This is a genomic window from Streptomyces sp. TRM64462, from assembly GCF_013362995.1.
Lineage (GTDB): Bacteria > Actinomycetota > Actinomycetes > Streptomycetales > Streptomycetaceae > Streptomyces.
On the sequence record NZ_JABWDV010000438.1, the window covers coordinates 23,902 to 50,613 of the forward strand.

Annotated in this window: 23 protein-coding genes; 18 read left to right on the forward strand and 5 right to left on the reverse strand. The window is 73.0% G+C overall.

From position 1 onward, the window contains the following. Window positions 1-14 precede the first annotated feature (14 nt). The 5 genes from HTZ82_RS28185 to nudC all read left to right on the forward strand — a co-directional run bounded on the left by HTZ82_RS28185 (window position 15) and on the right by nudC (window position 9,999). The gene (locus tag HTZ82_RS28185) at window positions 15-437 is read left to right on the forward strand and encodes an MGMT family protein (RefSeq protein ID WP_175412204.1); all 423 of its coding nucleotides are present in this window, start codon (window positions 15-17) and stop codon (window positions 435-437) included. A 100-nt stretch (window positions 438-537) separates the two neighbouring features. Next, a complete protein-coding gene (locus tag HTZ82_RS28190; RefSeq protein WP_175412205.1) occupies window positions 538-3,906 on the forward strand; it encodes an ATP-dependent DNA helicase in 3,369 nt (1,122 codons plus the stop codon). A gap of 96 nt (window positions 3,907-4,002) precedes the next feature. Then, entirely contained in the window at window positions 4,003-7,548 is a 3,546-nt protein-coding gene (locus HTZ82_RS28195; RefSeq protein ID WP_175412206.1) for an ATP-dependent DNA helicase, read from the forward strand. 10 nt (window positions 7,549-7,558) lie between these two features. After that, on the forward strand, window positions 7,559-8,965 hold the full coding sequence (locus HTZ82_RS28200; protein WP_175412207.1) for a dipeptidase: 1,407 nt from the start codon (window positions 7,559-7,561) through the stop codon (window positions 8,963-8,965). Between the two features lie 86 nt (window positions 8,966-9,051). Further along, window positions 9,052-9,999 (forward strand): NAD(+) diphosphatase, encoded by a 948-nt coding sequence (nudC, locus tag HTZ82_RS28205; RefSeq protein ID WP_175412208.1) that lies wholly within the window; start codon window positions 9,052-9,054, stop codon window positions 9,997-9,999. 80 nt (window positions 10,000-10,079) lie between these two features. On the opposite strand, the gene HTZ82_RS28210 is transcribed toward nudC, so the two are convergent. Continuing rightward, window positions 10,080-10,337, reverse strand: coding sequence for a mycoredoxin (locus tag HTZ82_RS28210; protein WP_175412209.1), 258 nt, complete (start codon window positions 10,335-10,337; stop codon window positions 10,080-10,082). A gap of 150 nt (window positions 10,338-10,487) precedes the next feature. Here HTZ82_RS28210 and HTZ82_RS28215 point away from each other — a divergent pair, with 150 nt between their 5' ends. From HTZ82_RS28215 to HTZ82_RS28235, 5 genes are all read left to right on the forward strand, one after another. Beyond that, window positions 10,488-12,671 (forward strand): ATP-dependent DNA helicase UvrD2, encoded by a 2,184-nt coding sequence (locus HTZ82_RS28215; protein ID WP_175412210.1) that lies wholly within the window; start codon window positions 10,488-10,490, stop codon window positions 12,669-12,671. A gap of 168 nt (window positions 12,672-12,839) precedes the next feature. Then, entirely contained in the window at window positions 12,840-13,199 is a 360-nt protein-coding gene (locus HTZ82_RS28220) for a hypothetical protein (RefSeq protein ID WP_175412211.1), read from the forward strand. A gap of 170 nt (window positions 13,200-13,369) precedes the next feature. Continuing rightward, window positions 13,370-13,738, forward strand: coding sequence for a WhiB family transcriptional regulator (locus HTZ82_RS28225; RefSeq protein ID WP_175412212.1), 369 nt, complete (start codon window positions 13,370-13,372; stop codon window positions 13,736-13,738). After that, on the forward strand, window positions 13,738-14,061 hold the full coding sequence (locus HTZ82_RS28230) for a hypothetical protein (RefSeq protein WP_175412237.1): 324 nt from the start codon (window positions 13,738-13,740) through the stop codon (window positions 14,059-14,061). The genes HTZ82_RS28225 and HTZ82_RS28230 overlap by 1 nt, the downstream gene beginning before the upstream one ends. Window positions 14,062-14,120: 59 nt before the next feature. Continuing rightward, window positions 14,121-14,318, forward strand: coding sequence for a hypothetical protein (locus HTZ82_RS28235; protein ID WP_175412188.1), 198 nt, complete (start codon window positions 14,121-14,123; stop codon window positions 14,316-14,318). 24 nt (window positions 14,319-14,342) lie between these two features. Here HTZ82_RS28235 and HTZ82_RS28240 read toward each other — a convergent pair whose 3' ends face one another. Next, entirely contained in the window at window positions 14,343-15,740 is a 1,398-nt protein-coding gene (locus tag HTZ82_RS28240) for an AarF/ABC1/UbiB kinase family protein (protein ID WP_175412213.1), read from the reverse strand. 62 nt (window positions 15,741-15,802) lie between these two features. Continuing rightward, on the reverse strand, window positions 15,803-17,062 hold the full coding sequence (locus HTZ82_RS28245) for a ThiF family adenylyltransferase (RefSeq protein WP_175412214.1): 1,260 nt from the start codon (window positions 17,060-17,062) through the stop codon (window positions 15,803-15,805). A gap of 203 nt (window positions 17,063-17,265) precedes the next feature. Here HTZ82_RS28245 and HTZ82_RS28250 point away from each other — a divergent pair, with 203 nt between their 5' ends. The 4 genes from HTZ82_RS28250 (at window position 17,266) to HTZ82_RS28265 (ending at window position 21,207) form a co-directional block, all read left to right on the forward strand. Beyond that, a complete protein-coding gene (locus tag HTZ82_RS28250) occupies window positions 17,266-17,841 on the forward strand; it encodes a M48 family metallopeptidase (RefSeq protein WP_175412215.1) in 576 nt (191 codons plus the stop codon). Window positions 17,842-17,959: 118 nt separating this feature from the next. Then, window positions 17,960-19,729, forward strand: coding sequence for a TerD family protein (locus tag HTZ82_RS28255; protein ID WP_175412216.1), 1,770 nt, complete (start codon window positions 17,960-17,962; stop codon window positions 19,727-19,729). Between the two features lie 16 nt (window positions 19,730-19,745). Next, the gene (locus tag HTZ82_RS28260; protein ID WP_175412217.1) at window positions 19,746-20,426 is read left to right on the forward strand and encodes an AIM24 family protein; all 681 of its coding nucleotides are present in this window, start codon (window positions 19,746-19,748) and stop codon (window positions 20,424-20,426) included. Window positions 20,427-20,451: 25 nt separating this feature from the next. Next, window positions 20,452-21,207, forward strand: coding sequence for an AIM24 family protein (locus tag HTZ82_RS28265; RefSeq protein WP_175412218.1), 756 nt, complete (start codon window positions 20,452-20,454; stop codon window positions 21,205-21,207). Window positions 21,208-21,272: 65 nt separating this feature from the next. Here the strand turns inward: HTZ82_RS28265 and HTZ82_RS28270 are convergent, their stop codons facing one another. Together HTZ82_RS28270 and HTZ82_RS28275 are read right to left on the reverse strand one after the other, a co-directional pair. After that, window positions 21,273-21,788 carry an NUDIX hydrolase gene (locus HTZ82_RS28270; RefSeq protein ID WP_175412219.1) on the reverse strand — a complete coding sequence of 172 codons (516 nt, stop codon included), beginning with the start codon at window positions 21,786-21,788 and terminating at the stop codon, window positions 21,273-21,275. Continuing rightward, window positions 21,785-23,218, reverse strand: a complete 1,434-nt coding sequence (locus HTZ82_RS28275; RefSeq protein ID WP_175412220.1) for a zinc-dependent metalloprotease — start codon at window positions 23,216-23,218, stop codon at window positions 21,785-21,787. Before HTZ82_RS28275 ends, HTZ82_RS28270 begins: the two co-directional genes overlap by 4 nt. Window positions 23,219-23,408: 190 nt before the next feature. On the opposite strand from HTZ82_RS28275, the gene HTZ82_RS28280 reads away from it, so the two are divergent. From HTZ82_RS28280 to HTZ82_RS28295, 4 genes are all read left to right on the forward strand, one after another. Continuing rightward, entirely contained in the window at window positions 23,409-24,524 is a 1,116-nt protein-coding gene (locus HTZ82_RS28280) for an SDR family oxidoreductase (RefSeq protein WP_175412221.1), read from the forward strand. Between the two features lie 108 nt (window positions 24,525-24,632). After that, the gene (locus HTZ82_RS28285; protein WP_175412222.1) at window positions 24,633-25,094 is read left to right on the forward strand and encodes a molybdenum cofactor biosynthesis protein MoaE; all 462 of its coding nucleotides are present in this window, start codon (window positions 24,633-24,635) and stop codon (window positions 25,092-25,094) included. 264 nt (window positions 25,095-25,358) lie between these two features. Then, window positions 25,359-25,529: a hypothetical protein gene (locus tag HTZ82_RS28290; RefSeq protein WP_175412223.1), complete on the forward strand. Its 171-nt coding sequence runs from the start codon at window positions 25,359-25,361 to the stop codon at window positions 25,527-25,529. 93 nt (window positions 25,530-25,622) lie between these two features. Beyond that, a complete protein-coding gene (locus HTZ82_RS28295; RefSeq protein WP_175412224.1) occupies window positions 25,623-26,711 on the forward strand; it encodes a PDZ domain-containing protein in 1,089 nt (362 codons plus the stop codon). The last annotated feature ends 1 nt before the right edge of the window (window position 26,712 follow it).

Consider the following 26,712-nt stretch of genomic DNA (forward strand, 5'->3'; position numbering starts at 1 on the left):
GCAGGATGGTCCGGATGAGTGCTGAGGAGCGTGCCGAGCGGCTTCCGGACTACGCGGAGCGCGTGCTGGAGGTCGCCGAGCTCATCCCGCGCGGCCGGGTGATGACGTACGGGGACGTCGCCGAATGGCTCGGCGAGGGAGGTCCGCGCCAGGTGGGCCGGGTCATGGCGCTGTACGGCGGGGCCGTGCCGTGGTGGCGCGTGGTGCGCGCCGACGGACGGCTGCTGCCCGGGCACGAGCAGCGCGCCCTCGCCCACTACCGTGAGGAGGCCACGCCGCTGCGCGAGGCCACGCCGCTGCGCGAGGCCACGTCGGCGCACGGCACCGGAACCCACCTGCCGCGCATCGACATGCGGCGAGCCAGATGGGACGGCGGTGGCGGCGGTTCCGGCGATGACGCGGGCCGCGACGCCGGGCGTGCGATGACTCACAATTGACAGCTTCCGCCATACGGCGGTGCAGCGCCCCTTCACCACCGCTCCCTCACCTTGCACGCACCGTGAACACCCCGCACACCCACCAGGACCGGCGATCCACGTGAGTTCCTCCTCCTCCACCCGGCGTGTGCCGTACCAGGACCAGGTACGGCACAGGACCCCGGGCGCGTACCGACTGGTGCGTACTCCGCCGGCCCCCGTGACTCCTCCCCTCCTGGACGCAGCGCAGCGTGCCGTGGTTGACCATGCCGCCGGGCCGCTCCTCGTCCTGGCCGGGCCCGGCACCGGCAAGACGACCACGCTCGTCGAGGCCGTCGCCGCGCGCGTGGAGCGCGGCACCGACCCGGAACGGATCCTCGTCCTCACCTTCAGCCGCAAGGCCGCCGTGGAGCTCCGCGACCGCGTGGCTGCCCGGCTGCCCGGCGTACGCGGCCCGCAGGCCACCACCTTCCACTCGTACTGCTACGCGCTGGTCCGCGCCCACCAGGAAGCCGACCTCTTCGCGGAACCGCTTCGCCTGCTGTCCGGACCGGAGCAGGATGTCACCGTGCGTGAGCTGCTCGCCGGGCAGCTGGACCTTGAGCGCGCCGGGCTCGCCCGTATCCACTGGCCCGACGAGCTGCGGGCCTGCCTCACGACGCGTGGCTTCGCGGACGAGGTACGGGCCGTGCTGGCCCGCTCCCGCGAGCTCGGCCTCGGCCCGCGGGCCCTCGCGGACTTCGCGGCACGGACCGGGCGGCGGGACTGGTCGGCGGCGGCCGCGTTCCTGGCCGAGTACCTGGACGTGCTCGACATGCAGGGCGTCCTCGACTACGCGGAGCTGGTGCACCGCGCGGTCCTGCTGGCGGGGAGGGTGCGGCTCCCCGAGTACGACGCGGTGTTCGTCGACGAGTACCAGGACACCGACCCGGCCCAGGTACGGCTCCTCCAGGCACTCGCGGGGCAGGGCAGGACCCTGTACGCGTTCGGCGATCCCGACCAGTCGATCTACGCGTTCCGGGGTGCGGACGTGAACGGCATCCTGGACTTCCCGCACATGTTCCGGCGCCCCGACGGACGCCCGGCCCCGGTCGCCGTCCTGACGACGTCACGCCGCCAGCCCGCCGCGCTGCTGGCCGCGACCCGGCTGCTGACCACGCGGATGCCGCTGCCGCGCCTGCCCGCGGACACGGTGCGGGCGCACCGCGACCTGGGGGCGGTGCGGGCGGGCGGCCGGGTGGAGACGTACACGTTCCCGACCGCGTCCACGGAGCTGGACAACATCGCGGACATCCTGCGCCGCGCCCACCTGGAGGAGGGCGTCCCGTGGAACGACATGGCCGTCCTGGTCCGCGCCGGCGGCCGCTCCCTCCCGGCCCTCCGCCGCGCCCTCACCTCGGCCGGCGTCCCCCTGGAGGTCGACGGCGCCGACGTCCCCCTCCGCCACGAACCGGCGGTCGCCCCCCTCCTGACGGCCCTCCGCGCCACCGCCACAGCAGCCCTCCGCCCGACCTCACCTCCGGAGGCGGCGCACACGCCGGTCACCGCCACATCAGAGCCGGACCCTCCCGCGCCGACCGCCGACACCCCGTCGTCCCCCGGCACCACCCCCGCCCCATGGCTCGACACCGAGACCGCGCTCACGCTGCTCGCCTCACCCCTCGGCGGCATGGACGCCGCCGACCTGCGCCGACTGGGGCGGGCGCTGCGGGACGAGGAGCGGGCGGCGGGGGCGAAGGTGCCGGCGCCGTCCGACGTCCTCCTCGCGCGCGCCCTCGCCGAACCCGAGCGGCTCGTGGCGCACGACCCCGCCTACGCGCGCGGAGCACAGCGGCTCGGCGCGCTGCTGCGCGAGACCCGCGAGCTGCTCGCCGCCGGCGGCACCGCCGAGGAGGCCCTCTGGCACCTGTGGAACGGCACCGGCTGGCCCGCCCGCCTCCACCGCGCCGCCCTGCGCGGCGGCCCCGCGGGCCGTAACGCCGACCGCGACCTCGACGCGGTGTGCGCGCTGTTCGACACCGCGGCCCGCGCCGAGGAACGCACCGGAGGCCGCGGCGCCCTGAACCTTTTCGCGGAGCTCGACGCCCAGGACATCGCCGCCGACACCCTCGCCGAGCGGCCCGTACGCCCCGACGCCGTCCGCCTGATGACCGCCCACCGCTCCAAGGGCCTGGAGTGGAGCCTGGTCGTCGTCGCGGGTGTCCAGGAGGGCCTCTGGCCCGACCTGCGGCGCCGCGGCTCCCTCCTGGAAGCCGACCGCATCGGCCGCGACGGCCTCGCCGAGCCACTGCCCCCCGGCGCCCTCCTCGCCGAGGAGCGCCGCCTGTTCTACGTCGCCGCCACGCGCGCGAAGGACCGCCTCGTCGTCACCGCCGTCAAGGCACCCGCCGAGGACGGCGACCAGCCGTCCCGCTTCCTCACCGAGCTCGGCGTCGAACCGAAGGACGTCACCGCCCGCCCCCGCCGCCCCCTCGCCGTCGCCGCCCTCGTCGCGGAGCTGCGCGCCACCACCGTCGACCCCGACGCGTCCCCGGCCCTGCGCGACGCCGCCGCCCGCCGCCTCGCCCGGCTCGCCGCACTCACCGACGACGAGGGCCAGCCCCTCGTGCCCGCGGCCCACCCCTACCGCTGGTGGGGCCTGTACGACCCCACGCACGCCCCCGAGCCCCTCCGCGACCGCGACCGCCCCGTCGCCCTGTCCGGCAGCGCCCTCGACCAGCTCGCCAACACCTGCGCCCTCCAGTGGTTCCTGGGCCGCGAGGTGAAGGCCGACGCCCCCGCCACCGCCGCCCAGGGCTTCGGCACCGTCGTCCATGTACTCGCCGACGAGGTCGCCTCCGGCCGCACCCCCGCCGACCTGGCCGTCCTCATGGAGCGCCTCGACTCGGTCTGGGACGCTCTCTCCTTCGACGCCCCCTGGAAGTCGGCCCAGGAGAAGGAGCACGCGCGCGTGGCGCTGGAACGCTTCCTGCGCTGGCACGTCATGGACCGCGGCGGCCGCACCCCCGCCGTCACCGAGCACGACTTCGACGTCACCCTGGAGGCGGGGGAGTACCAGGTACGGATCCGCGGCTCCATGGACCGCGTCGAACGCGACGAACACGGCCGCGCCTACGTCGTCGACTTCAAGACCGGCAAGCAGACCCCCACCAAGGACGAGGTCGCCCACCACCCCCAGCTCGCCGTCTACCAGCTCGCCGTCCGCGAAGGCGCCGTCGACGAGGCCTTCGGCGGCGACCGCCCCGAGCCCGGCGGCGCCGAACTCGTCCACCTCCGCCAGGCCGCCCCCAAGAAGGAGGGCGGCGACGCCCTCCCGCGCGTCCAGGCCCAGGAACCCCTGTCGGGCGAGTGGGTGGCCGATCTGCTCGCCACCGCCGCCGGCCGCGTCCTCGACGAGCGCTTCACGCCCACCGCCGGCCAGCACTGCGCCACCTGCGCCTTCCGCGCCTCCTGCAGCGCCCGCCCCGAAGGCCGCCACATCGTCGAGTAGCCGCGGCGTCGGGCCGGAGACGCCCACGGCGCCGCACGCCGGCCGGTTGTCCACAGCCCGACCGGACTGTCGGACGTCCCCGTTAGCCTTCTCCGGGTGACCTCACACATCACCGACCCCGAGCAGCTCAAGGAGCTCCTCGGCATCCCGTTCACGCCGGAGCAGACGGCCTGCATCACCGCGCCGCCCGCCCCGCAGGTCATCGTGGCCGGAGCCGGCTCCGGCAAGACGACGGTGATGGCCGCCCGCGTGGTCTGGCTGGTCGGCACGGGCCAGGTCGCCCCCGAACAGGTCCTCGGCCTCACGTTCACCAACAAGGCCGCCGGCGAGCTCGCCGAACGCGTCCGCACCGCCCTCGTCCGCGCCGGCGTCACCGACCCCGACGCCGTCGACCCCGACAACCCGCCGGGCGAACCCCGCATCTCCACCTACCACGCGTTCGCCGGGCAGCTCCTCACCGACCACGGCCTGCGCATCGGCCTGGAGCCCACCGCCCGCCTCCTCGCCGACGCCACGCGCTACCAGCTCGCCGCCCGCGTCCTGCGCGAGGCCCCCGGCCCGTACCCGGCGCTCACCCGGTCCTTCCCCACCCTCGTCAGCGACCTCCTCGCCCTCGACGCCGAGCTGGCCGAGCACCTCGTACGGCCCGACGACCTCCGCGCGTACGACTCCGAACTGCTCGCCGCCCTCGCAGGCGCCCGCCTCAGCAACGCCGACCTGCGCAAGGTCCCCGAAGCCGCCACCGCCCGCCGCGAACTCCTCGACCTGGTCGTCCGCTACCGCGCGGCCAAACGCGACCGCGACCTCCTCGACTTCGGCGACCAGATCGCCCTCTCCGCCGAACTGGCCCTCACCCGCCCCGAGACGGGCGCCCTGCTGCGCGACGAGTTCCGGGTCGTCCTCCTCGACGAGTACCAGGACACGTCCGTCGCCCAGCGGCTGCTCCTCTCCGGCCTCTTCGGCGGCCGCACGGGCCACCCCGTCACCGCCGTCGGCGACCCCTGCCAGGCCATCTACGGCTGGCGCGGCGCGTCCGTCGCCAACCTCGACGACTTCCCCGAGCACTTCCCGCACGCCGACGGCCGCCCCGCCACCCGCTTCGCGCTCAGCGAGAACCGCCGCAGCGGCGGCCGCCTCCTCGACCTCGCCAACGGTCTCGCCGCACCCCTGCGCGCCCTGCACGCGGGCGTGGAGGCCCTCCGCCCCGCCCCCGGCGCCGAACGCGACGGCACCGTACGGATCGCCCTCCACCCCACCCAGGCCGAGGAGCTCGCCTGGCTCGCGGACTCCATCGCCCACCTCGTACGCACCGGCAAGGAGCCCGGCGAGATCGCCGTCCTGTGCCGCACGGCGACGGACTTCCCCGAGATCCAGGCCGCCCTCGTCGCGCGCGACGTGCCCGTCGAGGTCGTCGGCCTGTCCGGGCTGCTCCACCTCCCCGAAGTGGCCGACCTGGTCGCCGTCTGCGAAGTCCTCCAGGACCCCGGTGCCAACGCGTCCCTCGTACGGCTCCTCACCGGGCCCCGCTGGCGCATCGGCGCCCGCGACCTGGCCCTCCTCGGCCGCCGCGCCCGCCTCCTCGTGCACCGCGCCACCGACGAGGAGTCCGACCCCGACGAGCGCCTCGCGGCCGCCGTGGAGGGCGTCGACCCGTCCGAGGTCGTCTCACTGGCCGACGCCCTGGACACGTTCCTGGAGACCGGCGGCCACGACGACGGCCTACCCTTCTCCCACGAGGCCCGCGTCCGCTTCGCCCGCCTCGCGGCCGAGCTGCGCGACCTGCGCCGCTCCCTCGCCGACCCCCTGATGGACGTCCTGCACCGGATCCTCGCCACCACCGGCCTGGAGGTCGAGCTGTCGGCGTCCCCGCACGCCCTGGCCGCCCGCCGCCGCGAAACCCTCTCCAACTTCCTCGACATCGCCGCCGGCTTCGCCTCCCTCGACGGCGACGCCACCCTCCTCGCCTTCCTCGGCTTCCTGCGCACCGCCGCCCAGTACGAGAAGGGCCTCGACAACGCCCTGCCCGGCGGAGAGAACACCGTCAAGGTCCTCACCGCCCACAAGTCCAAGGGCCTGGAGTGGGACGTCGTCGCCGTCCCCGGCCTCGTCACCGGCCAGTTCCCCAGCACCCGGTCCCGCGAGTCCTGGACGGCCCAGCCGCAGGTCCTCCCACACGCCCTGCGCGGCGACGCCCCGACCCTCCCGGAGATCGACACCTGGGACGCCCCGGCGCTGAAGGCGTTCAAGGAGGCGATGAAGGACCACCAGCACACCGAGGAGCTCCGCCTCGGCTACGTGACCTTCACCCGCCCCCGCTCCCTCCTCCTCGCCTCCGCGCACTGGTGGGGCCCGTCGCAGAAGCGCCGCCGCGGCCCGTCCGCGTTCCTGCACGCCCTGTACGAGCACTGCGCCGCCGGGTACGGCGAGATCGAGGCCTGGGCGGACGAACCGGACGAGGACGCCGAGAACCCGGCCCTCACCGCCGCCGGCACCGACCGGGCCTGGCCCCTGCCCCTCGACCCGGACTCCCTGGCCCGCCGCCGCGCCGCCGCCGACACGGTCCTGGCCTACCTGGAGGCACCGCCTGCCCCGAGGGAGCCGGAACCCGAACACGTCCGCCCCGCGGAACCCGACGACGTCCTGTGGCCCGACGACCTCGAAGCGGCTCCACCCGGCAACGCGCCCGAGGCGCCCGAGGCGCCCGAGGCACCTGAGGAACCCTGGGCCGACCAGGACGTCCAGGCCGACGTCCAGGCCGACGACCGGGCCGACCAGGCCGACCAGGATGACCCTTGGGGTCCCTGGGACGACGACCCCTGGTCCGACGACCCGCCCGCCCCCGACGGCATACCGCCCCACGCCCTGCCCCACCAGCGCCCCCCACAACCGCCACCTCAAGCGCAGGCGGCCGCGCGCCTCACCCCCGAAGAGGCCCGGGCCGTCGCCTCCTGGGACCGCGACCTGGACGCCCTCACCGGCGAGCTGATGCGCGCCCGCGCCACCACCCGTGACGTCGTCCTGCCCGCCTCCCTGTCCGCCTCGCAGCTGCTCCGCCTCGCGGACGACCCCGACGCGTTCGCGGCCGAACTCGCACGGCCCATGCCCCGCCCCCCGCAGCCCGCCGCCCGCCGCGGCACGCGCTTCCACGCCTGGGTGGAGGCCCGCTTCGAGGAGCTGCCGCTGCCCATGCTGGGCCCCGACGAGCTGCCCGGCGGCGAGGCGTACGCGGACGAGCCGGAGATCATCGACGAACGCGACCTGGCCGCCCTCAAGGAAGCCTTCGAGCGCACCCCGTACGCCGACCGCATACCCCACCGAGTCGAGGCGCCGTTCCAGCTCACCCTCGCCGGCCGGACCGTCCGGGGCCGGATCGACGCCGTCTACCACGACCCGGCCACCGGCACGTACGAGATCGTCGACTGGAAGACCAACCGCCACCGCACCGGCGACCCCCTCCAGCTCGCCGTCTACCGCCTCGCCTGGGCAGAGCTGCACGGCCTGCCGCTCGAATCGGTCACGGCCGCGTTCGTGTACGTACGGACCGGCGACGTCGTCCGCCCCGACGACCTGCCGGGGCGTGACGGGCTCGAACGCATCCTGCTCGGTGAGACGCCAGACGGGCCACCGTCCGGCGCCGGATAGGCTCAAGAGCATGAGCGACACCCCGGACAGCGCCGTCCAGACCGTACGGAATTACATCGAGCAGCACCGCGCCGCCTTCCTCGACGACCTCGCGGCATGGCTGCGCATCCCGTCCGTGTCCGCGCAGCCGCACCACGCGGCCGACGTACGGCGCAGCGCCGAGTGGCTCGCCGCGAAACTGAAGGACACCGGCTTCCCGACCGCCGAGGTCTGGGAGACGGCCGGCGCCCCCGCCGTGTTCGCGGAGTGGCCGTCGGCCGACCCCGACGCGCCCACGGTCCTGGTCTACGGTCACCACGACGTGCAGCCCGCCGCCCGCGAGGACGGCTGGCACACCGACCCCTTCGAACCGGTCATCAAGGAAAACCGGCTCTACGCGCGCGGTGCCGCCGACGACAAGGGCCAGGTGTTCTTCCACACCCTCGGAGTCCGCGCCCACCTCGCCCTCACCGGCCGCACGACGCCCGCGGTCCATCTGAAGCTCCTCGTCGAGGGCGAGGAGGAGTCCGGGTCCGAGCACTTCCGCGCACTCGTCGAGCAGCACCGCGACCGGCTCGCCGCCGACGCCGTGATCGTCTCCGACACCGGCATGTGGAACGAGACGACGCCCACGGTCTGCACCGGCATGCGCGGCCTCGCGGACTGCGAGATCGAGCTGTACGGACCCGACCAGGACATCCACTCCGGCTCCTTCGGCGGCGCCGTACCCAACCCGGCCACGACCGCCGCCCGCCTGGTCGCCGCACTCCACGACGCGGACGAGCGCGTGGCGATCCCCGGCTTCTACGACGGTGTCGCCGAGCTCACCGACGCCGAGCGCGCCCTGATCGCGGAGCTGCCCTTCGACGAGCCGGCCTGGCTGGCCGCCGCCCGCTCCCACGGCACGCTCGGCGAGGCCGGGTACTCCACCCTGGAGCGCGTCTGGGCCCGCCCGACCGCCGAGGTCAACGGCATCGGCGGCGGCTACCAGGGCCCCGGCGGCAAGACGATCATCCCGTCGTCCGCCCAGCTGAAGCTGTCCTTCCGCCTGGTCGCGGGACAGGACCCGGACCGGATCGAGCAGGCCGTACGGGACTGGGTCGCCGCGCGCGTACCGGCCGGCATCCGCCACAAGATCACCTTCGGCGCGGCCACCCGGCCCTGCCTCACCCCGCTCGACCACCCCGCACTCCAGGCCGTCGCCCGCTCCATGAGCCGCGCGTTCGACGGCACGAAGATCCGCTACACGCGCGAGGGCGGCTCCGGCCCCGCCGCCGACCTCCAGGACGTCCTGGAGGCCCCGGTGCTGTTCCTCGGGATCTCCGTACCGTCCGACGGCTGGCACGCACCGAACGAGAAGGTCGAGCTGGACCTGCTCCTCAAAGGAGTGGAGGCGTCCGCCCATCTGTGGGGCGAGATGGCCGGCGCCCTGCGCTGACCGCCGACCCCGCCGACCCGACGCCGAAGCCCTGCCCAGACGACGCCGACACAGACACCCACACACCGGGGGAGTTGGACGCACCAGTGAGCATCACCAGCAACGAGGCCGAGCACCGTCCCATCGGCCTCACCGCCCCGAGCGGCATCGACCGAGCGGCACACCACCGCCTCGACGAGGCGTGGCTCGCCGCTGCCTGGAGCCACCCGACGACCCGCGTGTTCGTGGTGTCCGGCGGCCAGGCCCTCATCGACGACACCCCCGACGGCCGCACCGAACTGGTCACGACACCGGCCTTCGAAGCGCCGCTCACCGAGACCCACCGCTACTTCCTCGGCACCGACGCGGACGGCGTCAGCTACTTCGCCCTCCAGAAGGACGCCCTGCCCGGCCGCATGGACCAGTCGGCGCGCCCCGCCGGCCTGCGCGAGGCCGGACTGCTGCTGTCCCCGCGGGACGCGGGCCTCATGGTGCACGCCGTCGCCCTGGAGAACTGGCAGCGCCTCCACCGCTTCTGCTCACGCTGCGGCGAACGCACGGTCATCGCGGCAGCCGGCCACATCCGCCGCTGCCCGGCCTGCGGCGCCGAGCACTACCCGCGCACCGACCCCGCCGTGATCATGCTGGTCACGGACGAGGACGACCGCGCCCTCCTCGGCCGCCAGGTCCACTGGCCCGAAGGCCGCTTCTCGACCCTCGCGGGCTTCGTCGAGCCCGGCGAGTCCATCGAACAGTCCGTGATCCGCGAGGTCTACGAGGAGGCCGGCGTCACCATCGGCGACGTCCAGTACGTCGCCAGCCAGCCGTGGCCGTTCCCGTCCAGCCTCATGCTCGGCTTCATGGCCCGCGCCACCTCCGCGGAGATCAACGTCGACGGAGACGAGATCGAGGAAGCCCGCTGGTTCTCGCGCGACGAACTCACGGCCGCCTTCGAGTCCGGCGAGGTACTGCCGCCGTACGGCATCTCCATCGCCTCGCACCTCCTGGAACTCTGGTACGGCAAGCCCCTCCCGAAGCCCGGCAGCGTCGGCTGAACACACACGAACGCCCCTTCCCGGCCGGGAAGGGGCGTTCGACGTGACCGCCTGACCGGAGGCGAGGCGCCCCGGAGACGTCAGCTGGCCAGCGCCTGCTGGACCTGCGCCAGACTCGGGTTCGTCATCACGACGTTCTCGGCACCGCTGTTCGGCGTCACGAGCACGGTCGGAACGGTCTGGTTGCCGTTGTTGACCTTCTCCACGAACGCGGCGGACTCAGGGTCCTGCTCGATGTTGACCTCCGTGTACGCGATGCCCTCACGGTCCAGCTGGCTCTTCAGCCGACGGCAGTAGCCACACCACGTCGTGCTGTACATCGTCACAGTTCCCTGCATCGTCTCTTCCGTCCTCGTTCACTCGGAGTGCCTGATCGCACTCGGAAAACGTACGCGCCCCATCCCGCATTCCCTCAGGGGGTATGACGAATCCCGCACCCCTGTGGACAACCGGCACGGCCGCATCAGGCGACCTGGCAGCATGGACGGGTGACAGCAGCAACGCACTCCACCCTCTTCCCGCAGGTCCCCCAGGACGCCGACGCGGTGCTCGACGGGCTCGACCCGGAGCAGCGCGAAGTGGCGACCGCCCTGCACGGACCGGTGTGCGTACTGGCCGGCGCGGGCACCGGCAAAACCCGCGCGATCACCCACCGCATCGCCTACGGGGTACGGGCCGGCATCCTCCAGCCCTCCAGCGTGCTCGCCGTCACCTTCACCAACCGCGCCGCAGGCGAGATGCGCGGCCGGCTCAGGCAACTCGGCGCGGGCGGCGTCCAGGCCCGCACGTTCCACTCCGCCGCCCTCCGTCAGCTCCAGTACTTCTGGCCGAAAGCCGTCGGCGGCGACCTGCCCCGGCTCCTCGACCGCAAGGCCCAGCTCGTCGCCGACGCGGCCGCCCGCTGCCGCATCCGCCTCGAACGCACCGAATTGCGCGACGTCACCGCCGAGATCGAATGGGCCAAGGTCACCCAGACCGTCCCCGCCGACTACCCGGCCGCCGTCGCCAAGGCCCAGCGCGACGCCCCCCGCGCGCCCGCCGAAACCGGCCAGATCTACGCCATGTACGAACAGCTGAAACGGGAACGCGACGTCCTCGACTTCGAGGACGTCCTCCTGCTCACCGTCGGCATCCTCCAGGACCGGAACGACATCGCCGAACAGGTCCGCCGCCAGTACCAGCACTTCGTCGTCGACGAGTACCAGGACGTCTCCCCGCTCCAGCAGCGCCTCCTCGACCTGTGGCTCGGCGACCGCGACACCCTCTGCGTCGTCGGCGACGCCAGCCAGACCATCTACTCCTTCACCGGTGCCACCCCCGACTACCTCCTCGACTTCCGCACCCGCCACCCCCACGCGACCGTCGTCAAACTCGTCCGCGACTACCGCTCGACACCCCAGGTCGTCCACCTCGCCAACGGCCTCCTCGCCCAGGCCCGCGGCCGTGCCGCCGACCACCGCCTGGAACTCGTCTCCCAGCGCGACCCCGGCCCGGAGCCCGTCTACACGGCCTACGGCGACGAACCCACCGAGGCCGAAGGCACCGCCCGCCGCATCCGCGACCTCATCGTCGCCGGCGTCCCGGCCGGCGAGATCGCCGTGCTCTACCGTGTCAACGCCCAGTCCGAGATCTACGAGCAGGCCCTGGCCGACGCGGGCGTCCCCTACCAGCTCCGCGGTGCCGAGCGCTTCTTCGAACGCCAGGAAGTACGGGAGGCGGGCGCCGCCCTGCGCAGCGCGGCCCGCTTCGGCGGCAACGACGCCCTCCTCGACGACGTCGTGGACCTGCCGTCCCAGGTGCGCGCCGTCCTCTCCACCAAGGGCTGGACCACCGAACCACCGGCCGGCTCCGGCGCCACCCGCGACCGCTGGGAGTCCCTCGCCGCCCTCGTCCGCCTCGCCGAGGACCTCGCCCGCGCCCGCCCCGACGCGACCCTCGCCCACCTGGTCGCCGAACTGGACGAACGGGCCGCGGCCCAGCACGCCCCCACCGTCCAGGGCGTGACCCTCGCCTCCCTGCACGCCGCCAAGGGCCTCGAATGGGACGCCGTCTTCGTCGTCGGCCTCACCGAGGGCACCCTGCCCATCACCTATGCCAAGACCGACGAGCAGATCGAGGAGGAACGCCGCCTGCTGTACGTGGGCGTCACCCGCGCCCGCCGGCACCTGTCCCTGTCGTGGGCACTGTCCCGCTCCCCGGGCGGCCGCCCGAACCGCGAACCGTCCCGGTTCCTGAAGGGGCTGCGTCCCGGCACCACGGCACCCGCCGCCCGCACCGCCACCACCGCCGGCCACGCCGAACGCGGCGGCCCCGCCGGCACCGGCCCCCGCCGCGCCCGCGGCCCCGTGCGCTGCCGGGTGTGCGGCACCACACTCACCGCATCCGGCGAGATGAAGCTGATGCGCTGCGAGGACTGCCCCTCGGAGATGGACGAGGGCGTCTACGAACGGCTCATCGACTGGCGCGCTCGCCAGGCCCGCCTGCTGGGCCAGCCCGACTACTGCGTGTTCACCGAGAAGACCCTCATGGCCATCGCCGAGACCGTCCCGTCCACCGACGGCGAGCTCGCCGCGATCCCCGGCGTCGGCATCCGCAAGCTCAACCGGTTCGGCACCGACGTCCTGGCCATCTGCGCAGGTCGGCAACTCGCCGCGGACGACGGGGATGACTGATGCCAACTCGTCGAAAAAATAGTTTGCGCCCGCCCCAGGAAGCCCCATAGGTTCTTAACCACGCGAACAGCGGCTTCACTGAAGCCCTGTCCTCGTGTTGTACTTATCCGAATACATGCGGGACCGGTTCCGACCGATCCCCCGAGACGCCGAGAGGAGGCGAGTCCAGTGATCAGCTTCAACACCAGCAACAACAGCACCGCCAAAATGACCGATCGCTCGGTCGCCTCCGCCTGCTCGCTCGGCTTCTCCGGTCTTACCGGCCTGTCCGGTTCGGCGTTCGCCGGCATTGGTCTGTTCGGCACCCGTGCCGTCCGTCCGGCGTCCTTCCTGACGGCTCTCCCCGTCTGCGACGGACCCATCGCCGATGAGCGACCGACCAAGGCACTGGAAGCAGAAGTAGCAGCGGCGCAGGCCCCGGCCTATGTCATTGCGGCGACCGGTGCCGAGACCAAGCAGCAGCAGACGACGCAGCACCACACGATGTGGGCCTTCCGTGGGCTCGAACCCTGGAGTGATCCAGCCTGATCCAGGATCAGGCCGGCGCCTTCAGGGCCGCGGAACCCCACCAGGGATCCGCGGCCCTTCTGTTTTGCCCCCACGGGTGACACGGAGCGAAGGGGCCTCGGGACCAAGCAGAACCCGGTACCAGCCCACCGGCCGACCGGCCGGACCGACCAGACGAGGAAAACACCACCGTGCAACTCGAAGCGCACGCCCCGTCCGTACCGCCTTCCGAAACGATCCCCCCGCCCGGCCTCACGGAGGACCACGACTTGACCGCCCTCACCGCGCTCACCGCGCTCGACGACGCCATCGAGAACCTCGGCGTACCCGTGCCCTGCCGCTCCTACGACCCGGAGGTCTTCTTCGCCGAGTCGCCGGCCGATGTCGAGTACGCCAAGTCCCTCTGCCGCACCTGCCCGCTCATGGCGGCCTGCCTCGCGGGCGCCAAGGAGCGGCGTGAGCCGTGGGGCGTCTGGGGCGGCGAGCTCTTCGTCCAGGGTGTCGTCGTCGCCCGGAAGCGGCCGCGTGGCCGCCCGCGCAAGAACCCGGTCACGGCATGATCACCGCCACCGGAACCATCGACCGCCCCCTCACGCACGACCCCCAGAAGCAGGCCCCGATGACCTCTTCCACGAACGAGCCCCTGGGCTCCGCGACCACTGACGTCACCACCCTCGGCGCGAACGCCTCGCGCCAGAACAGGACCCTCGAAATGCAACTCATCCCCGAAGCCCTGGCCCGTGCCCATATGCACGAGCGACTGCGCCAGGCCGACGAGCAACGTGTGGGCACCCGCCTGATCGCCGCCCGCAGGATGCAGCGCCGCGCCGAGCGCGCCTCGCTCCGGGCCCGCCGCGCGCTGGCCATGGCGGTCATGCAGTAACCAGCCGTGGCGCACGGAAGCACCAGCCACCACGACCCGCGGAGAGTTATCGTCTCGTGGTGAACGAGCGGACTCCCGACCCCGCGCAGTCGCGCACGCAGAGCGTGGTGTGCTCGCGCTGCGGCGCGACCGCCGAAAGCCTCCCCGTGACCTGGACCTGCTCCGTCGAGAACGGCAGCCGGCACTACTTCTGCGACACCTGCGCCCGCGCCCACATCCGGTCCATCGAGAGCAGACTCGACTCCGCCTGGTGGTAACCACGCGCCGGGGCCGCCGCCGGCTCAGGCCGGAGTCTCCTCCGGTTGCTCGGCGATGCCCTCCGGCACGTCCTCCGGCACGTCCTCTGATATGTCCTCCGGTACGAAGCCCGGCAGCCAAGCGGACAGCTCGTCGCGCAGCCGCACCGTCGCGTTCAGCTGGCACAGCACCCCGATGGTGCTCAGCGTCACCCGGTGGATCAGCAGATACGACGGCGGCAGGTTGAGCCGCTTGCCCAACTGGTGGGCCGGCGAGCGCGGATCAGCGATCCGTGCCGCCTGTGTGCGGATCCACTCCCGGGTGAACGGGAACGCCTCCACCTGCGCCGGCTCGATGATCGGCAGCAGATACTCCAGCACCTCGTCCGGGTCGAGATCGATCGACTCCTTCACGAACCCCTCGTCGCGCAGGAGCCGGTAGACCGTCTCCGCCTCGCCCTCCAGGGTCATCCGCAGACACGCGCCGATGGTCTCCGGCAGCCCGCCCGGCAGCCGGTCCACCGTGCCGAAGTCCAGCACCCCCAGCCGCAGGTCCCCGTCGCCCTCGCCCGGCAGCAGCCGGAAGTTCCCCGGATGCGGGTCCGCGTGCAGCAGTCCCGTACGGGTCGGCCCCGAGAACAGGAACCGTGCCAGCAGCTGCCCCGCCCGGTTCCGCTCCTCCTCCGTACCGTCCGCGATGACCTCCGACAGGGGTATCCCGTCGATCCATTCCGTCACCAGCACCTGTTCCGACTGGTGCACCACATCGGGGACCACCACATCGGGGTCGTCCGCGAACTCGGCGGCGTGCTCCCGCTGCGCCTGCGCCTCCAGGCCGTAGTCGAGCTCCTCCGACACCCGGTCGCGCATCTCCGTGATGAGCGGCTTGATGTCCATGCCCGGCACCAGCGGCCCCAGCAGCCGTGCGAACCGGCTGAGCTGCGCCAGGTCCGACAGCAGTGCCTCACCCGCCCCCGGGTACTGCACCTTCACCGCGACCTCACGTCCGTCGTGCCACACAGCCCGGTGCACCTGGCCGATCGACGCGGCCGCCGCCGGCTTGTCCTCGAACTCCAGGAACAGCTCACGCCAGTCCGCGCCCAGCCGCTCCTCCAGCACCCCGTGCACCGTCCGCACGGGCATCGGCGGCGCCGCCTCCTGAAGCTTCGTCAACGCCGCCCTGTACGGCCCGGCGACCTCCTCGGGCAGCGCCGACTCGAACACCGACAGGGCCTGCCCCAGCTTCATCGCGCCCCCTTTCAACTCGCCGAGCACCTTGAACAGTTGATCCGCCGTGCGCTGCTGGAGCTCGCGCGCCACGATCTCGGCGGACTTGCCGCCGATCCGCTTGCCCAGCCCCCAGGTGGCCCGCCCCGCGAAGCCCAGGGGCAACGCGGCCAACTTGGCGGTACGGGTGACCGCCTTCCGGGGAAGATCAGACATGCGCCCCTCCAAATCCCAGACTGCCGTACCGCGTTTGCCTCGGCATGCGCCGTTGACGGCCGTTACCCCGCCATTGTGTCCTGCCCCCTCCCGACCCCCGAGGCCCGCACCCCGGCACCCTCACCGGCCTTCCCTACGGCCGTCCCGCCAGGCTGTCCGACCGCATCCCCGTCCGCGGCCCCGCAAGGGCAGTCGCCGTGCGGCCCGACCCGCTGCGCCCGCCACTCGAGCAGCGGCGAGGACACCTCCCACCGCGCGCCCGCGCTCGCCGGCAGCTCACCGTCCAGGAACGCCAGCGCATGCGCCGCCGCCAGCCCCGCCACCGCCGACACCAGCCCCACGTCCCCGGACGGCACCGGACCGCGTCGTCCCGACCGCCACTGCGCCAGCATCCGCGGCCACGCCGGGTCCCCGTCCGTCCGCGCCAGCTCCAGGCACCGCGCGCACGCCGTACTCCCGGGCAGCACCAGCGGGCCCACCACTCCCGTGGCCTCCAGCACCCCCGCGAACAGATGGGGCGTTCCCGTGCCGACCCAGCCGTCCGCCGTCACCGGATCCGGCGCGTACACCGCGAGGCCGTCTCTCGGCGCCACCACCACCAGCGCAAGCCCCGGCTCCGCCATACCCGAACTCCCGCCCGAACTCCCGGCCGAGCTCCCGGCCGAGCTCCCGCCCGAGCTCCCGGCCGGCCCCGCACCCGGGCGCCGCGCTGCCCGCACCGCACGACCACCGGGCGCCGAGCGGCTCACCAGCCGGCGGGCCGCCACGTCCCGCCGCTCCCCGACGGCCTCGGCCGGGAGCCCGCCCGGCACCACGTCCCAGGGCTCCACACACCCGCCGTCCAGTACCTCCACGCGCCCCACTCCCGCTGCCGACAGCAGCGCCGCCACGCTCGCGCCCACCCTGCCCGCACCCCGCACCTGCACCCGTAAGCCGGCCCTGGCGCCCAGGCGCCGTATCGCCCCGCCCGGCTCCCGGTGCACCACCGACAGCGACGCCGCGTCCGGCCGCAGCCGATCCAGCACACCCTCCCGCCGCCGCAGCGCCTCCGCCGCCGGGTCCCGCGCCGCCGCGTCCTCCAGCAGCCCCGCACCCGCAAGCCGCGCCAGCAGCGCCTCCAGCCAGGCGTCCGGCACCCCCAGCGCCCGCGCCTCCTCCCGCAGCAGCGCCATGCCCCGCGTCCCGTCGAGCAGCCCCAGCAGACTCCCCGTCGTCGTGTCCACCGGGCCCACCACCACCGCGTGCGCGGGCGTCACCCCGAACTGCACGTACTGAAGATCCCGCCAGCCCCGCCGCAGCGCGGGCTTCACCATCGGATGCATACCGGCCCCCGTCCGTTCCCGAAATCCCCGAGTCGTCCCCCGGTTCGGATCGCGGAGTCAGCATGCCGCGGCCGGTCCACCGCCCGCCGATCGTCATCCACAGGCGGGCTCATTAGTCATTCAAATGGTGCAGGCTGTGGACGGATCGTGGACGGACCGTTCCGGAGGAGGACTTCACCGCGGCCACCGGGTAACGTCGGGGCGTGCCCGCGGACCCTCAGCACAGCCCCACCAGCGACACGCCCCGGCCCAGGGGCACGTCCGCCGTCGAGGTGCGCAGGAGCTCCCGGCGCCGCAGGACCGTCTCGGCCTACCGCGAGGGTGACAGGACCGTCGTGCTCATCCCCGCCAAGATGTCGGAGGCGGAGGAACGGCGCTGGGTGGACGTCATGCTCGACAAGCTCGCCGCGCAGGAGAGCAGACGCCTCCTGGGCGACTCCGAGCTGGCCGAGCGTGCCGAGCGGCTGTCCGGCCAGTACCTCGAAGGGAGGGCCCGGCCCGCGTCCGTCCGCTGGGTCACCAACCAGAACACGCGCTGGGGCTCCTGCACCCCCGCCGAGGGCAGCATCCGCCTGTCGCACCGCCTCCAGGGCATGCCGGAGTACGTCGTCGACTACGTGCTCCTCCACGAGCTGGCCCATCTGCTCGTCCCCGGGCACGGCCCGCGCTTCTGGCGGCTCCTGGAGCCGTACCCGCGTACGGAGCGGGCCCGCGGCTACCTGGAGGGCGTGGTCGCCGCCGACCGGCTGCCGCACCTTCCGGGTGCGTCCGCCGACTGACATTCGGCGATCCTGTACCGACTCCGTACCGACCCGGCCGCCGACGTGGTCGCTGTCGCACCCAGCCGTTAGCCTGGCGCGACGCACACCAATCCGGGATGGGGGACGGTCGTTACGCATGGCCAGGGAATTCCAACGGGGCCACAAGGCCCGGATCAGTGATCTGACCGCCGGGACGGATCTGTACGTGGGCGTGCAGATCGCGGGTCCCGGGCTGACCTTCGACATCAGCTGCTTCGGCCTCGACGCCGACGAACGGCTCTCGGACGACCGGTACTTCGTCTTCTTCAACCAGCCGAAGTCGCCGGAGGAGTCCGTCCAGCTCCTCGGCGCGCAGGCCGGCGACACCGAGTCGTTCCGCGTCACGCTCGACCGTGTCCCGCCGCAGATCCACAAACTCGCCTTCACCGCCACCATCGACGGCGCAGGACAGATGTCCCAGGTGGGCCCCGGCTACATCCGGATCGTGGCGGGCGGTGAGGAAGTCGCCCGTTACGCCTTCGACGGATCGGAGTTCACCACCGAGCGGGCCGTCATGCTCGGCGACTTCTACCGAAAGGACGTCTGGCGGTTCGCCGCCGTCGGCCAGGGGTTCGACGGCGGTCTCGACGCGCTGCTCAAGAACTTCGGCGGCGAGGTGCTCGAAGAGGAGCAGCAGGCCCCGGCGCCGCAGCAGCAGCCGCAGGCGGCGGCACCGGGCTTCGCGCCGCCTCCCGGCCCCGCCGCCCCGGCCCAGCCCGCACCGTCCTTCGGCGCACCCCAGGCCCCGGCCCAAGCACCGGCGCCCGCCCAGGCCCAGACCCCGGCTCCGGCCCCGGCACCCGCTCCTGCTCAAGCCCCGCTCACCGCGCCCGTGCCGCCGCAACAGCCGCTGCACGCAGCGCCCACGATGGCGGCTCCCATGGCCCCGCCCCCGCAGGCCCCCGCCCCCGCCCCGGCCCCGCAGGCCCCTGCCCCCGCGCCGGCCCCGCAGGCGCCCACGCCGTCCCCGTCCCCGTACGGACACCCGCAGCACCCGCAGCAGCCCGCCCCGTACGGCCACGTCCCCGGCCAGACGCCGCCGCACGGCGCGCCCGCCCCGTACGGGCAGCAGCCCGCCGGATACGGGCAGCCCGCCCCGGCTCCGTACGGCCAGCAGCCCCCCATGGGCATGCCGCCCGCCGGAACGCCGCCGCACGGCATGCCCCAGGGCGCGCCGCACGGCGTGCCTCAAGGCGCCCCGCAGGGCGCCGGCCTGGCCGCCGCGCTCCAGAAGTACCGCGAGACGCCCACCGGTCAGCGCTGGACCCCGCAGAACGCGCAGCTCATGCGGGTCGACCTGGCCATGGGGCAGACTCCTGTCCTCGCGCGCCAGGGCAGCATGGTCATGTACCAGGGCAAGGTCGACTTCAGCTACAAGGGCGCCGGCTTCGCCGGCCGTATCGTCGGCAACGCCACGGGCCAGGAGATGCAGCTCATGCGGTGCACCGGCCGCGGCCAGCTTTTTCTCGCCGAGAACGGCGCGCAGCTGCATCCGATCGAGCTCCAGGGCGACGGCATCTGCGTCTCCGCCGAGAACGTCCTCGCGTTCGACGAGTCGCTGCACCACGAGGTGCGCCGCATCGAGGGCCACGGCATCCCCGGCGGCGCGCTGTTCACGATGCTCTTCCAGGGCACCGGCACGGTCGTCGTGAAGACCCAGGGCGTCCCCGTGGTCCTGCCCGTCACACCGACCACCTTCGCGGACTGCAACGCGGTCGTCGCCTGGTCAGCGGCCTCCCAGGTGGTCCTCTCCACCCAGGTCCGGCTGCGCCGCAACGCCTACCCGGGCCACAGCGGGGAGACCGTGAACCTCCAGTTCCGGGGAGCGCCCGGGAACTTCATCGTCGTCCAGCCGTACGAGGTCTGAGGGAGCCCGGAGACCTATGAACCAGCAACTCGCGGGCTACGCCCCCACCCCCGTCGTGGCCCGGATGGAGAACCACGGCTCGGCGATGCTCAAGGTCGCCATGGCCACCGGCCAGGACCTGTTCGCGCGGACCGGTTCGGTCGTCGCGTACGAGGGCTTCGTCCAGTACGAGCCGAATCCGCCCGCCGTCCGCCAGATCGCCGCCTCCTGGGTCACCGGTGAGGGCGCCCCCCTCATGAAGTGCTCCGGCGACGGGCTGCTCTACCTCGCCGACTACGGGGCCGACGTCGTGGTCGTCAACCTCGACAACGACGCCCTGTCCGTCAACGGCACCAATGTGCTGGCGTTCGACGCGCACCTCCAGTGGGGCGTCGAACGGGTCAAGGGCATGGCCAAGTTCGCCGGGCAGGGCCTGTGGAACGTGCAGATCGCCGGCACCGGCTGGGTGGCGCTCACCTCGCGCGGCACGCCGATCGTCGTCGACTGCGGCCGGGGCGACGACGAGACGTACGTCGACCCCGACGCGCTCGTCGCCTGGTCGCCGTCCCTGAAGGTGAAGGGCAAGCGCAGCTTCAAAGCCGGCTCCCTGATCGGACGGGGCAGCGGCGAGGCCTATCAGATGGCCTTCTCGGGTCAGGGCATCGTCGTCGTGCAGCCGAGTGAGGACAGTACCGACCGCCTGCGGATCCGGCACTGAGGACCAGGGGGAGCGAGAACACACCATGCAGAGCCCGCTTTTCGGTTATACGGAACAGCAGAGCCAGGACCGGTACACGGTGCAGAACCCGCAGCTGCTGCGGGTCGCCCTCACCGGTCACGACGACGTCCTCGCCCGCAAGGGCGCCATGGTCGCCTACCAGGGGCTGATGGACTTCGACGGCGAGTACCAGACGCAGAGCCAGCGCCGGGCCCGCGCCCACACGGGCGAGGGGCTCGACCTCATGCGCTGCTCCGGGCAGGGCACGGTCTACCTGGCCAACCTGGCGCAGTACATCCATGTCGTGGACGTCGACCAGGAGGGGCTGACCGTGGACAGCTCCTATGTGCTGGCGCTCGACTCGGCCCTGCACACCGAGGTCATCGCGGTGGACAGCCAGTACGGGATCTCCGGCTCCGGCAAGTACCAGCTCAACATCTCGGGCCGGGGCAAGGTCGCCCTGATGACCTCGGGCCAGCCGCTGATGATGCAGGTCACGCCGGACAAGTACGTCAATGTCGACGCCGACGCGATCGTGGCCTGGTCGTCGTCGCTGCGCGTGCAGATGCAGGCCCAGACGCACGCGTCGAACATCCGGCGGCGCCGCGGCAACACCGGTGAGGGCTGGGAGCTGAACTTCCTCGGGCAGGGCTTCGCCCTGGTCCAGCCGAGTGAGGTCATGCCGCCGCAGAACGTGCAGATCGGGCAGGGTGTCGGCGCCCAGTTCGGCGTCGGCCAGCACGGCGCGCACGCCCAGAACCAGAACAACGCCTGGAACTGAACAAGTCTGGAACGGAACAGGTAAGGGGCGGCCCGCCATGGCGGGCCGCCCCTTACACATGGTGGTCAGAGACGCTCCAGCGTCCGCTCCAGCAGCCGGACCACCGAGTCGTCCGCCACCTTCGCGACCTCGTCGTACGCGAACCAGCGCAGGTCCAGCGACTCGTCGCTGATCGCCTCCACCGCGCCCGCCGGCGCCACGGCCGCGTACTGCACGTCCAGGTGCCACGCGCACGGCGTCGAGTGCCGGTCCAGGCGCGCGGGCCCGCCAGGCAGGAGCGTCAACCCGGGGATCCCGGACTCCTCCGTCGCCTCACGCAGCGCGGCCGCGGCCAGTGTGCGGTCCTCGGGCTCGCAGTGGCCGCCCATCTGCAGCCACATGCGCATCTTCTTGTGCAGGGTGAGCAGCACCTGCCCCCGCTCCGGGGCCACCACCAGCGCGCTGGCCGTCAGATGCCCCGCCGCGCAGGCCTTCCACATCGCGTTCTCGTACGTGGAGAGGTGGTCCAGATACGTCCGGCGCAGCTCTGCCTGGTCCTCGTACCCCTTCAGTACGAGGACGGCGTCGTCGTGGAGACTCACCTGCCGGACTCGCCCTCTCCGCCCTTGCCGCCCTCGCCGTCCTCGCCGTCCTCGCCGTCCTCGTCCGGCCGGCGGGCCGCCTCGCCGAGCATCTTGTCCAGCTCCGAGAAGTCCATGTGCTCCCGGTGCACGAAGCCGTCCGGGTCGTCCAGGTCGGATGCCGTCGGCAGCATGTCGGGGTGCTCCCACAGCGCGTCGCGCCCGTCCATGCCGCGCGCGTCGGTGAGGGACGCCCACAGCCGGGACGCGTCCCGCAGCCGCCGCGGCCGCAGCTCCAGGCCGATCAGCGTCGCGAAGGTCTGCTCGGCGGGACCGCCCGACGCGCGGCGCCGCCGCAGCGTCTCGCGCAGCGCGTCCGCGGACGTCAGCCGGGACCCGGCGGCGGCGTGGACCACCGCGTCGACCCAGCCCTCGACGAGTGCGAGCGCGGTCTCCAGACGGGCCAGGGCGGCCTTCTGCTCGGCCGTGTCCTCCGGCTGGAACATGCCCTGCTGGAGGGCCTCCTGCAGCTGCTCGGGGTTGGCCGGGTCGAGCTGGGAGACCGCGTCCTCCAGCTTGGACGTGTCGACCTTGATCCCGCGCGCGTAGCCCTCGACCGCGCCGAACAGGTGCGAGCGCAGCCACGGCACGTGCGCGAAGAGCCGCTGATGAGCGGCCTCCCGCAGCGCCAGGTACAGCCGCACCTCGTCCTGCGGAACGCTCAGGTCCTTGCCGAGCGCCGCCACGTTCAGCGGCAGCAGCGCGGCCTTCCCTGCCGGGCCCAGCGGCAGCCCGACGTCCGTCGAGCCGACCACCTCACCGGCCAGCACGCCCACGGCGTGCCCGATCTGCTGGCCGAACATGGCGCCGCCCATGGAGCGCATCATGCCGATCAGCGGGCCCGCCATGGCCTGCATCTCCTGCGGAAGCACCTCGCCCATGGCCATGCCGACGCGCTCGGCCACCGGGTCGACGAGCTGCTGCCACGCGGGCAGGGTCGCCTCGACCCACTCGGCGCGGCTCCACGCCACGGCGGTGTTCGCCCCGGACGGCAGCGACGTCACACCGTCCAGCCACAGGTCGGCCAGGCGCACCGCCTCCTCGACGGCGGTCCGCTCGGCGGCGCCCACGCTGGCGTCCTTCGTGCCGTCCGCGGTGCCCTGCGAGACCGTCTGGCGGGCGATCTGCTTGGCCATGTCCCAGTTCACCGGGCCGCCCTCGTAGCTCAGCATCTGGCCGAGCTGCTGGAAGGCCGCGCCCAGGTCGGCCGGGTTGAACGACCCGAACATCGCCGCGAACGGATTGTCCGCGCCGCCCGGGCCGCCACCGGGCAGACCACCGAACCCGAAGGGGTTCGCACCACCCTGGGGATCCTGGGGCTTCTTCTTGCCCTCGTCGCCGTCGTCCGGCTCCTCCGGCGGAAGGCCGAATCCGAATGGGGTGTCGCTCACGGGTTTCCTCGGCTCGTAGGGCCGCCGGCCTCGTGCCGACGGCGGTTGCCCGACATCACACCCAGCGTAGACATCCGGGCCGGTCTGGGGCTCGGTGCTCCACTGACGCATCGCCTGCGGCAGGATGGACGCCACCTGGTACGTACGCGTTGTCCGCGTACGTACTGAAGACAACCGCTGGAGACGCCTGGTGAGTTCCCCAGATCCGCAGGTTCGCGCAGCGCGAAACCGTTCGACCTCGTCCACCGGCACCGGCAGGGGCCCCGTCGTCGCGGTCACCGGAGCCGCGTCCGGCATCGGCGCCCTGCTGACCGGGCGCCTCGTCGCGTCCGACGAGATCAAGCAGGTCATCGCCATCGACGAGCGCCGCGGCGACGAGTCCGGCGCGCAGTGGCACATCCTCGACGTACGGGACCCGGCCATCGCCGACAAGCTGCGCGGCGCGGACGTCGTGGTCCACCTGGCGCTCGATCTCGACCTGGAGACCGACGCGGCCGCCCGTACGGCGTACAACGTACGGGGTACGCAGACCGTGCTGACCGCCGCGGCGGCCGCGGGCGTCCACCGGGTCGTCCTGTGCACCTCCGCCATGGTCTACGGGGCACTGCCCGACAACGACATCCCCCTCTCCGAGGACGCCGAGCTGCGCGCCACCGCGGAGGCGACCGGCGTCGGCGACCTCCTGGAGATCGAGCGCCTCGCCCGCCGCGCCCCGCGCGCGCACCCGGGCCTGAACATCACCGTCGTACGCCCCGCCGTCCTGGTCGGCGGCACGGACACGGCGCTGACCCGCTACTTCGAGTCGCCGCGGCTGCTCGTGGTGGCCGGGTCCCGCCCCGCCTGGCAGTTCTGCCACGTCGAGGACCTGGTCAGCGCCCTGGAGTACGCGGCGCTCGGCAAGGTCGACGGGGAGTTCGCGGTCGGCTGCGACGGCTGGCTGGAGCAGGAGGAGGTTGAGGAGCTCAGCGGCATCCGGCGCATGGAGCTGCCGTCCGCCGTGGCGCTCGGCGCGGCCACCCGGCTCCACCGGATCGGCCTCACGCCGTCACCGGCCGGTGACCTGGCGTACACGATGCACCCCTGGGTGGTGAGCGTCGGACGCCTCCACGACGCGGGCTGGCGCCCGCAGTGGACCAACGAGGAGGTGCTGGCCGCGCTCCTGGAGGAGGTCGCGGGCCGCCACACCGTCGCGGGCCGCCGCCTCGGCCGGAAGGACGCCACGGCCGCCGGTGCCGCCGGCGCCACGGTCGCCCTGCTCGGCACGGCCGCCCTGGTACGGCGCGCCCGCAGGCGCCGCGGCCTGTGAGCCGACCCCTGGGGGCGGTGCGGCTGTAGGAGGCTCCAACGCGCGCGTGTGTCCGCCGGTCGAACACGCAATACCGGGATGTCGGTCCCGTACGGCACGATGGGTGCCATGGCTCCCACGTACGACCACCCCGGTGAGCGCACGGCAGCGGACCCGATCCGTCTGCTGGCGATCCGCGACACGCCGCTCTCCCTCGACGAGGTCTTCCGTGCCGTAGGCGACGACGCGGCCGGAGGCACGGCGCTCTTCGTCGGCACCGTGCGCAACCACGACGGCGGCGCGGACGTGGACGCCCTCGGGTACTCCAGCCACCCCTCGGCCGAGGCGGAGCTGCGCCGCGTGGCCGAGAAGGTCGTCGCGGAGTTCCCCGTGCGGGCCCTGGCCGCCGTCCACCGGGTGGGCGACCTCGTCGTCGGGGATCTGGCCGTGGTCGTCGCCGTGTCGTGCCCGCACCGCGCGGAGGCCTTCGCGGCCTGCCGCAAGCTGATCGACGACCTGAAGCACGAGGTCCCGATCTGGAAGCACCAGCGCTTCTCGGACGGCACCGAGGAATGGGTCGGCGCCTGCTGAAGCCGCCTCGGCCGCGTCGCTGAAGCCGCCCTGCCCGCGCCGCCGCAGTCACCCCGGCCGTGCCGCCGCAGTCACCCCGGCCGTGCCGCTGAAGGCACCTCGGCCGCGCGCCGTCGGCTGCCGTCGGCGCCGCCCGTCACGCTTCGGCCACCCGTCACCCATGGCCGATTTGCGTAACCGCGTCCCCGGCATGAGCGTTGAGACGGCAAGTGGTTAATCTGCTGATCGGCCGGTTGTTTTCGATCTTGGGGACGGGAGGTCGCGATGGCAGTACTCGCCTGGCTGCTGATTCCACTGTTCGCTGCCGTCGGCGCCGCCATATGGGGAGGCTGGGCCTCGCGGAGCCGCACCACCGAGGACATAGCCGAGCTGGACGGCTACGCCCGGTTCCGCGACGCGATGGACAAGACGCACTCCAGCAGCGGCTCCGCCTGACCCACCGGACGCCCGGCGGCCGATGATCGTCTGATCACCCCGTACGGACGGCCCCGGGGGTGCACGGACAGGCCCGTCCCGTACTGTCGTTCCATGCCACGCCGCACCGCGACGATGCTCGCCTCCACCCTCGTCCTCATCGCGCTGCTCTGCGCGGGAGTGTTCATCCCGGTGCCGTACTCGGAAATGAGCCCCGGTCCCACGGTCAACACTCTGGGCGACCACGGCGGGGAGCCGGTGCTGCGGATCTCCGGCCAGAAGACGTACCCCACCTCGGGGCACCTCAACATGACGACGGTCCGCGTCACCGGCGCGGAGTACCGGATGAACCTCGTCGAGGCCATCGCCGGCTGGCTCTCCGACGACAGCGTCGTCGTCCCGCACAGCACCCTCTACCCGGACGGCAAGACCGAGGAGGAGTCGACGCAGGAGAACGCCGAGGAGTTCAGCCAGTCCCAGGAGAGCGCGCGCGTCGCGGCGCTGCGCGAGCTGAAGATCCCGGTGAAGTCCCGCGTGGTCGTGTCCTCCGTGCAGAAGGGAAGCCCCGCCGAGGGCAGGCTGCACGCCGGTGACGTGATCAAGGAGGTCGACGGCACGGCCGTGCGGGAGCCGCAGGACGTGGCGAGGGTCGTCACCAAGCGCAGCCCCGGCAGGCCGGTGGACTTCACGATCGTCCCCGCCAAGGAGGCGGCGGCCGCCGAGAAGGCCGGCCGTGAGCCGACCACCTCGCGGAAGGTCACCGTCACGACCAAGCGCGCGGACGACGGCGACCGGGCCATCGTCGGCATCTCCGCCGGCACGGACCACACGTTCCCGTTCGGCATCGACATCAAGCTGGACGACGTGGGCGGGCCCAGCGCGGGCCTGATGTTCGCGCTCGGCATCGTCGACAAGCTGACCCCCGGCCCGCTCACCGGCGGAAAGTTCGTCGCGGGCACCGGCACCATCGACGAATCGGGCAGGGTCGGCCCGATCGGCGGCATCGACATGAAGCTCGTCGGGGCCCGCGAGGCGGGCGCGACGTACTTCCTCACCCCGGCGGCGAACTGCCCCGCCGCGGCGTCGGACACCCCCGAGGGCCTGACCCTCATCAAGGTGGACACGATCCGGGACGCGGTGGAGTCGCTGAACAAGGTCCGTGAGGGCGACACGGACGCCCTCCCCAGCTGCTCGGCGAGCTGAG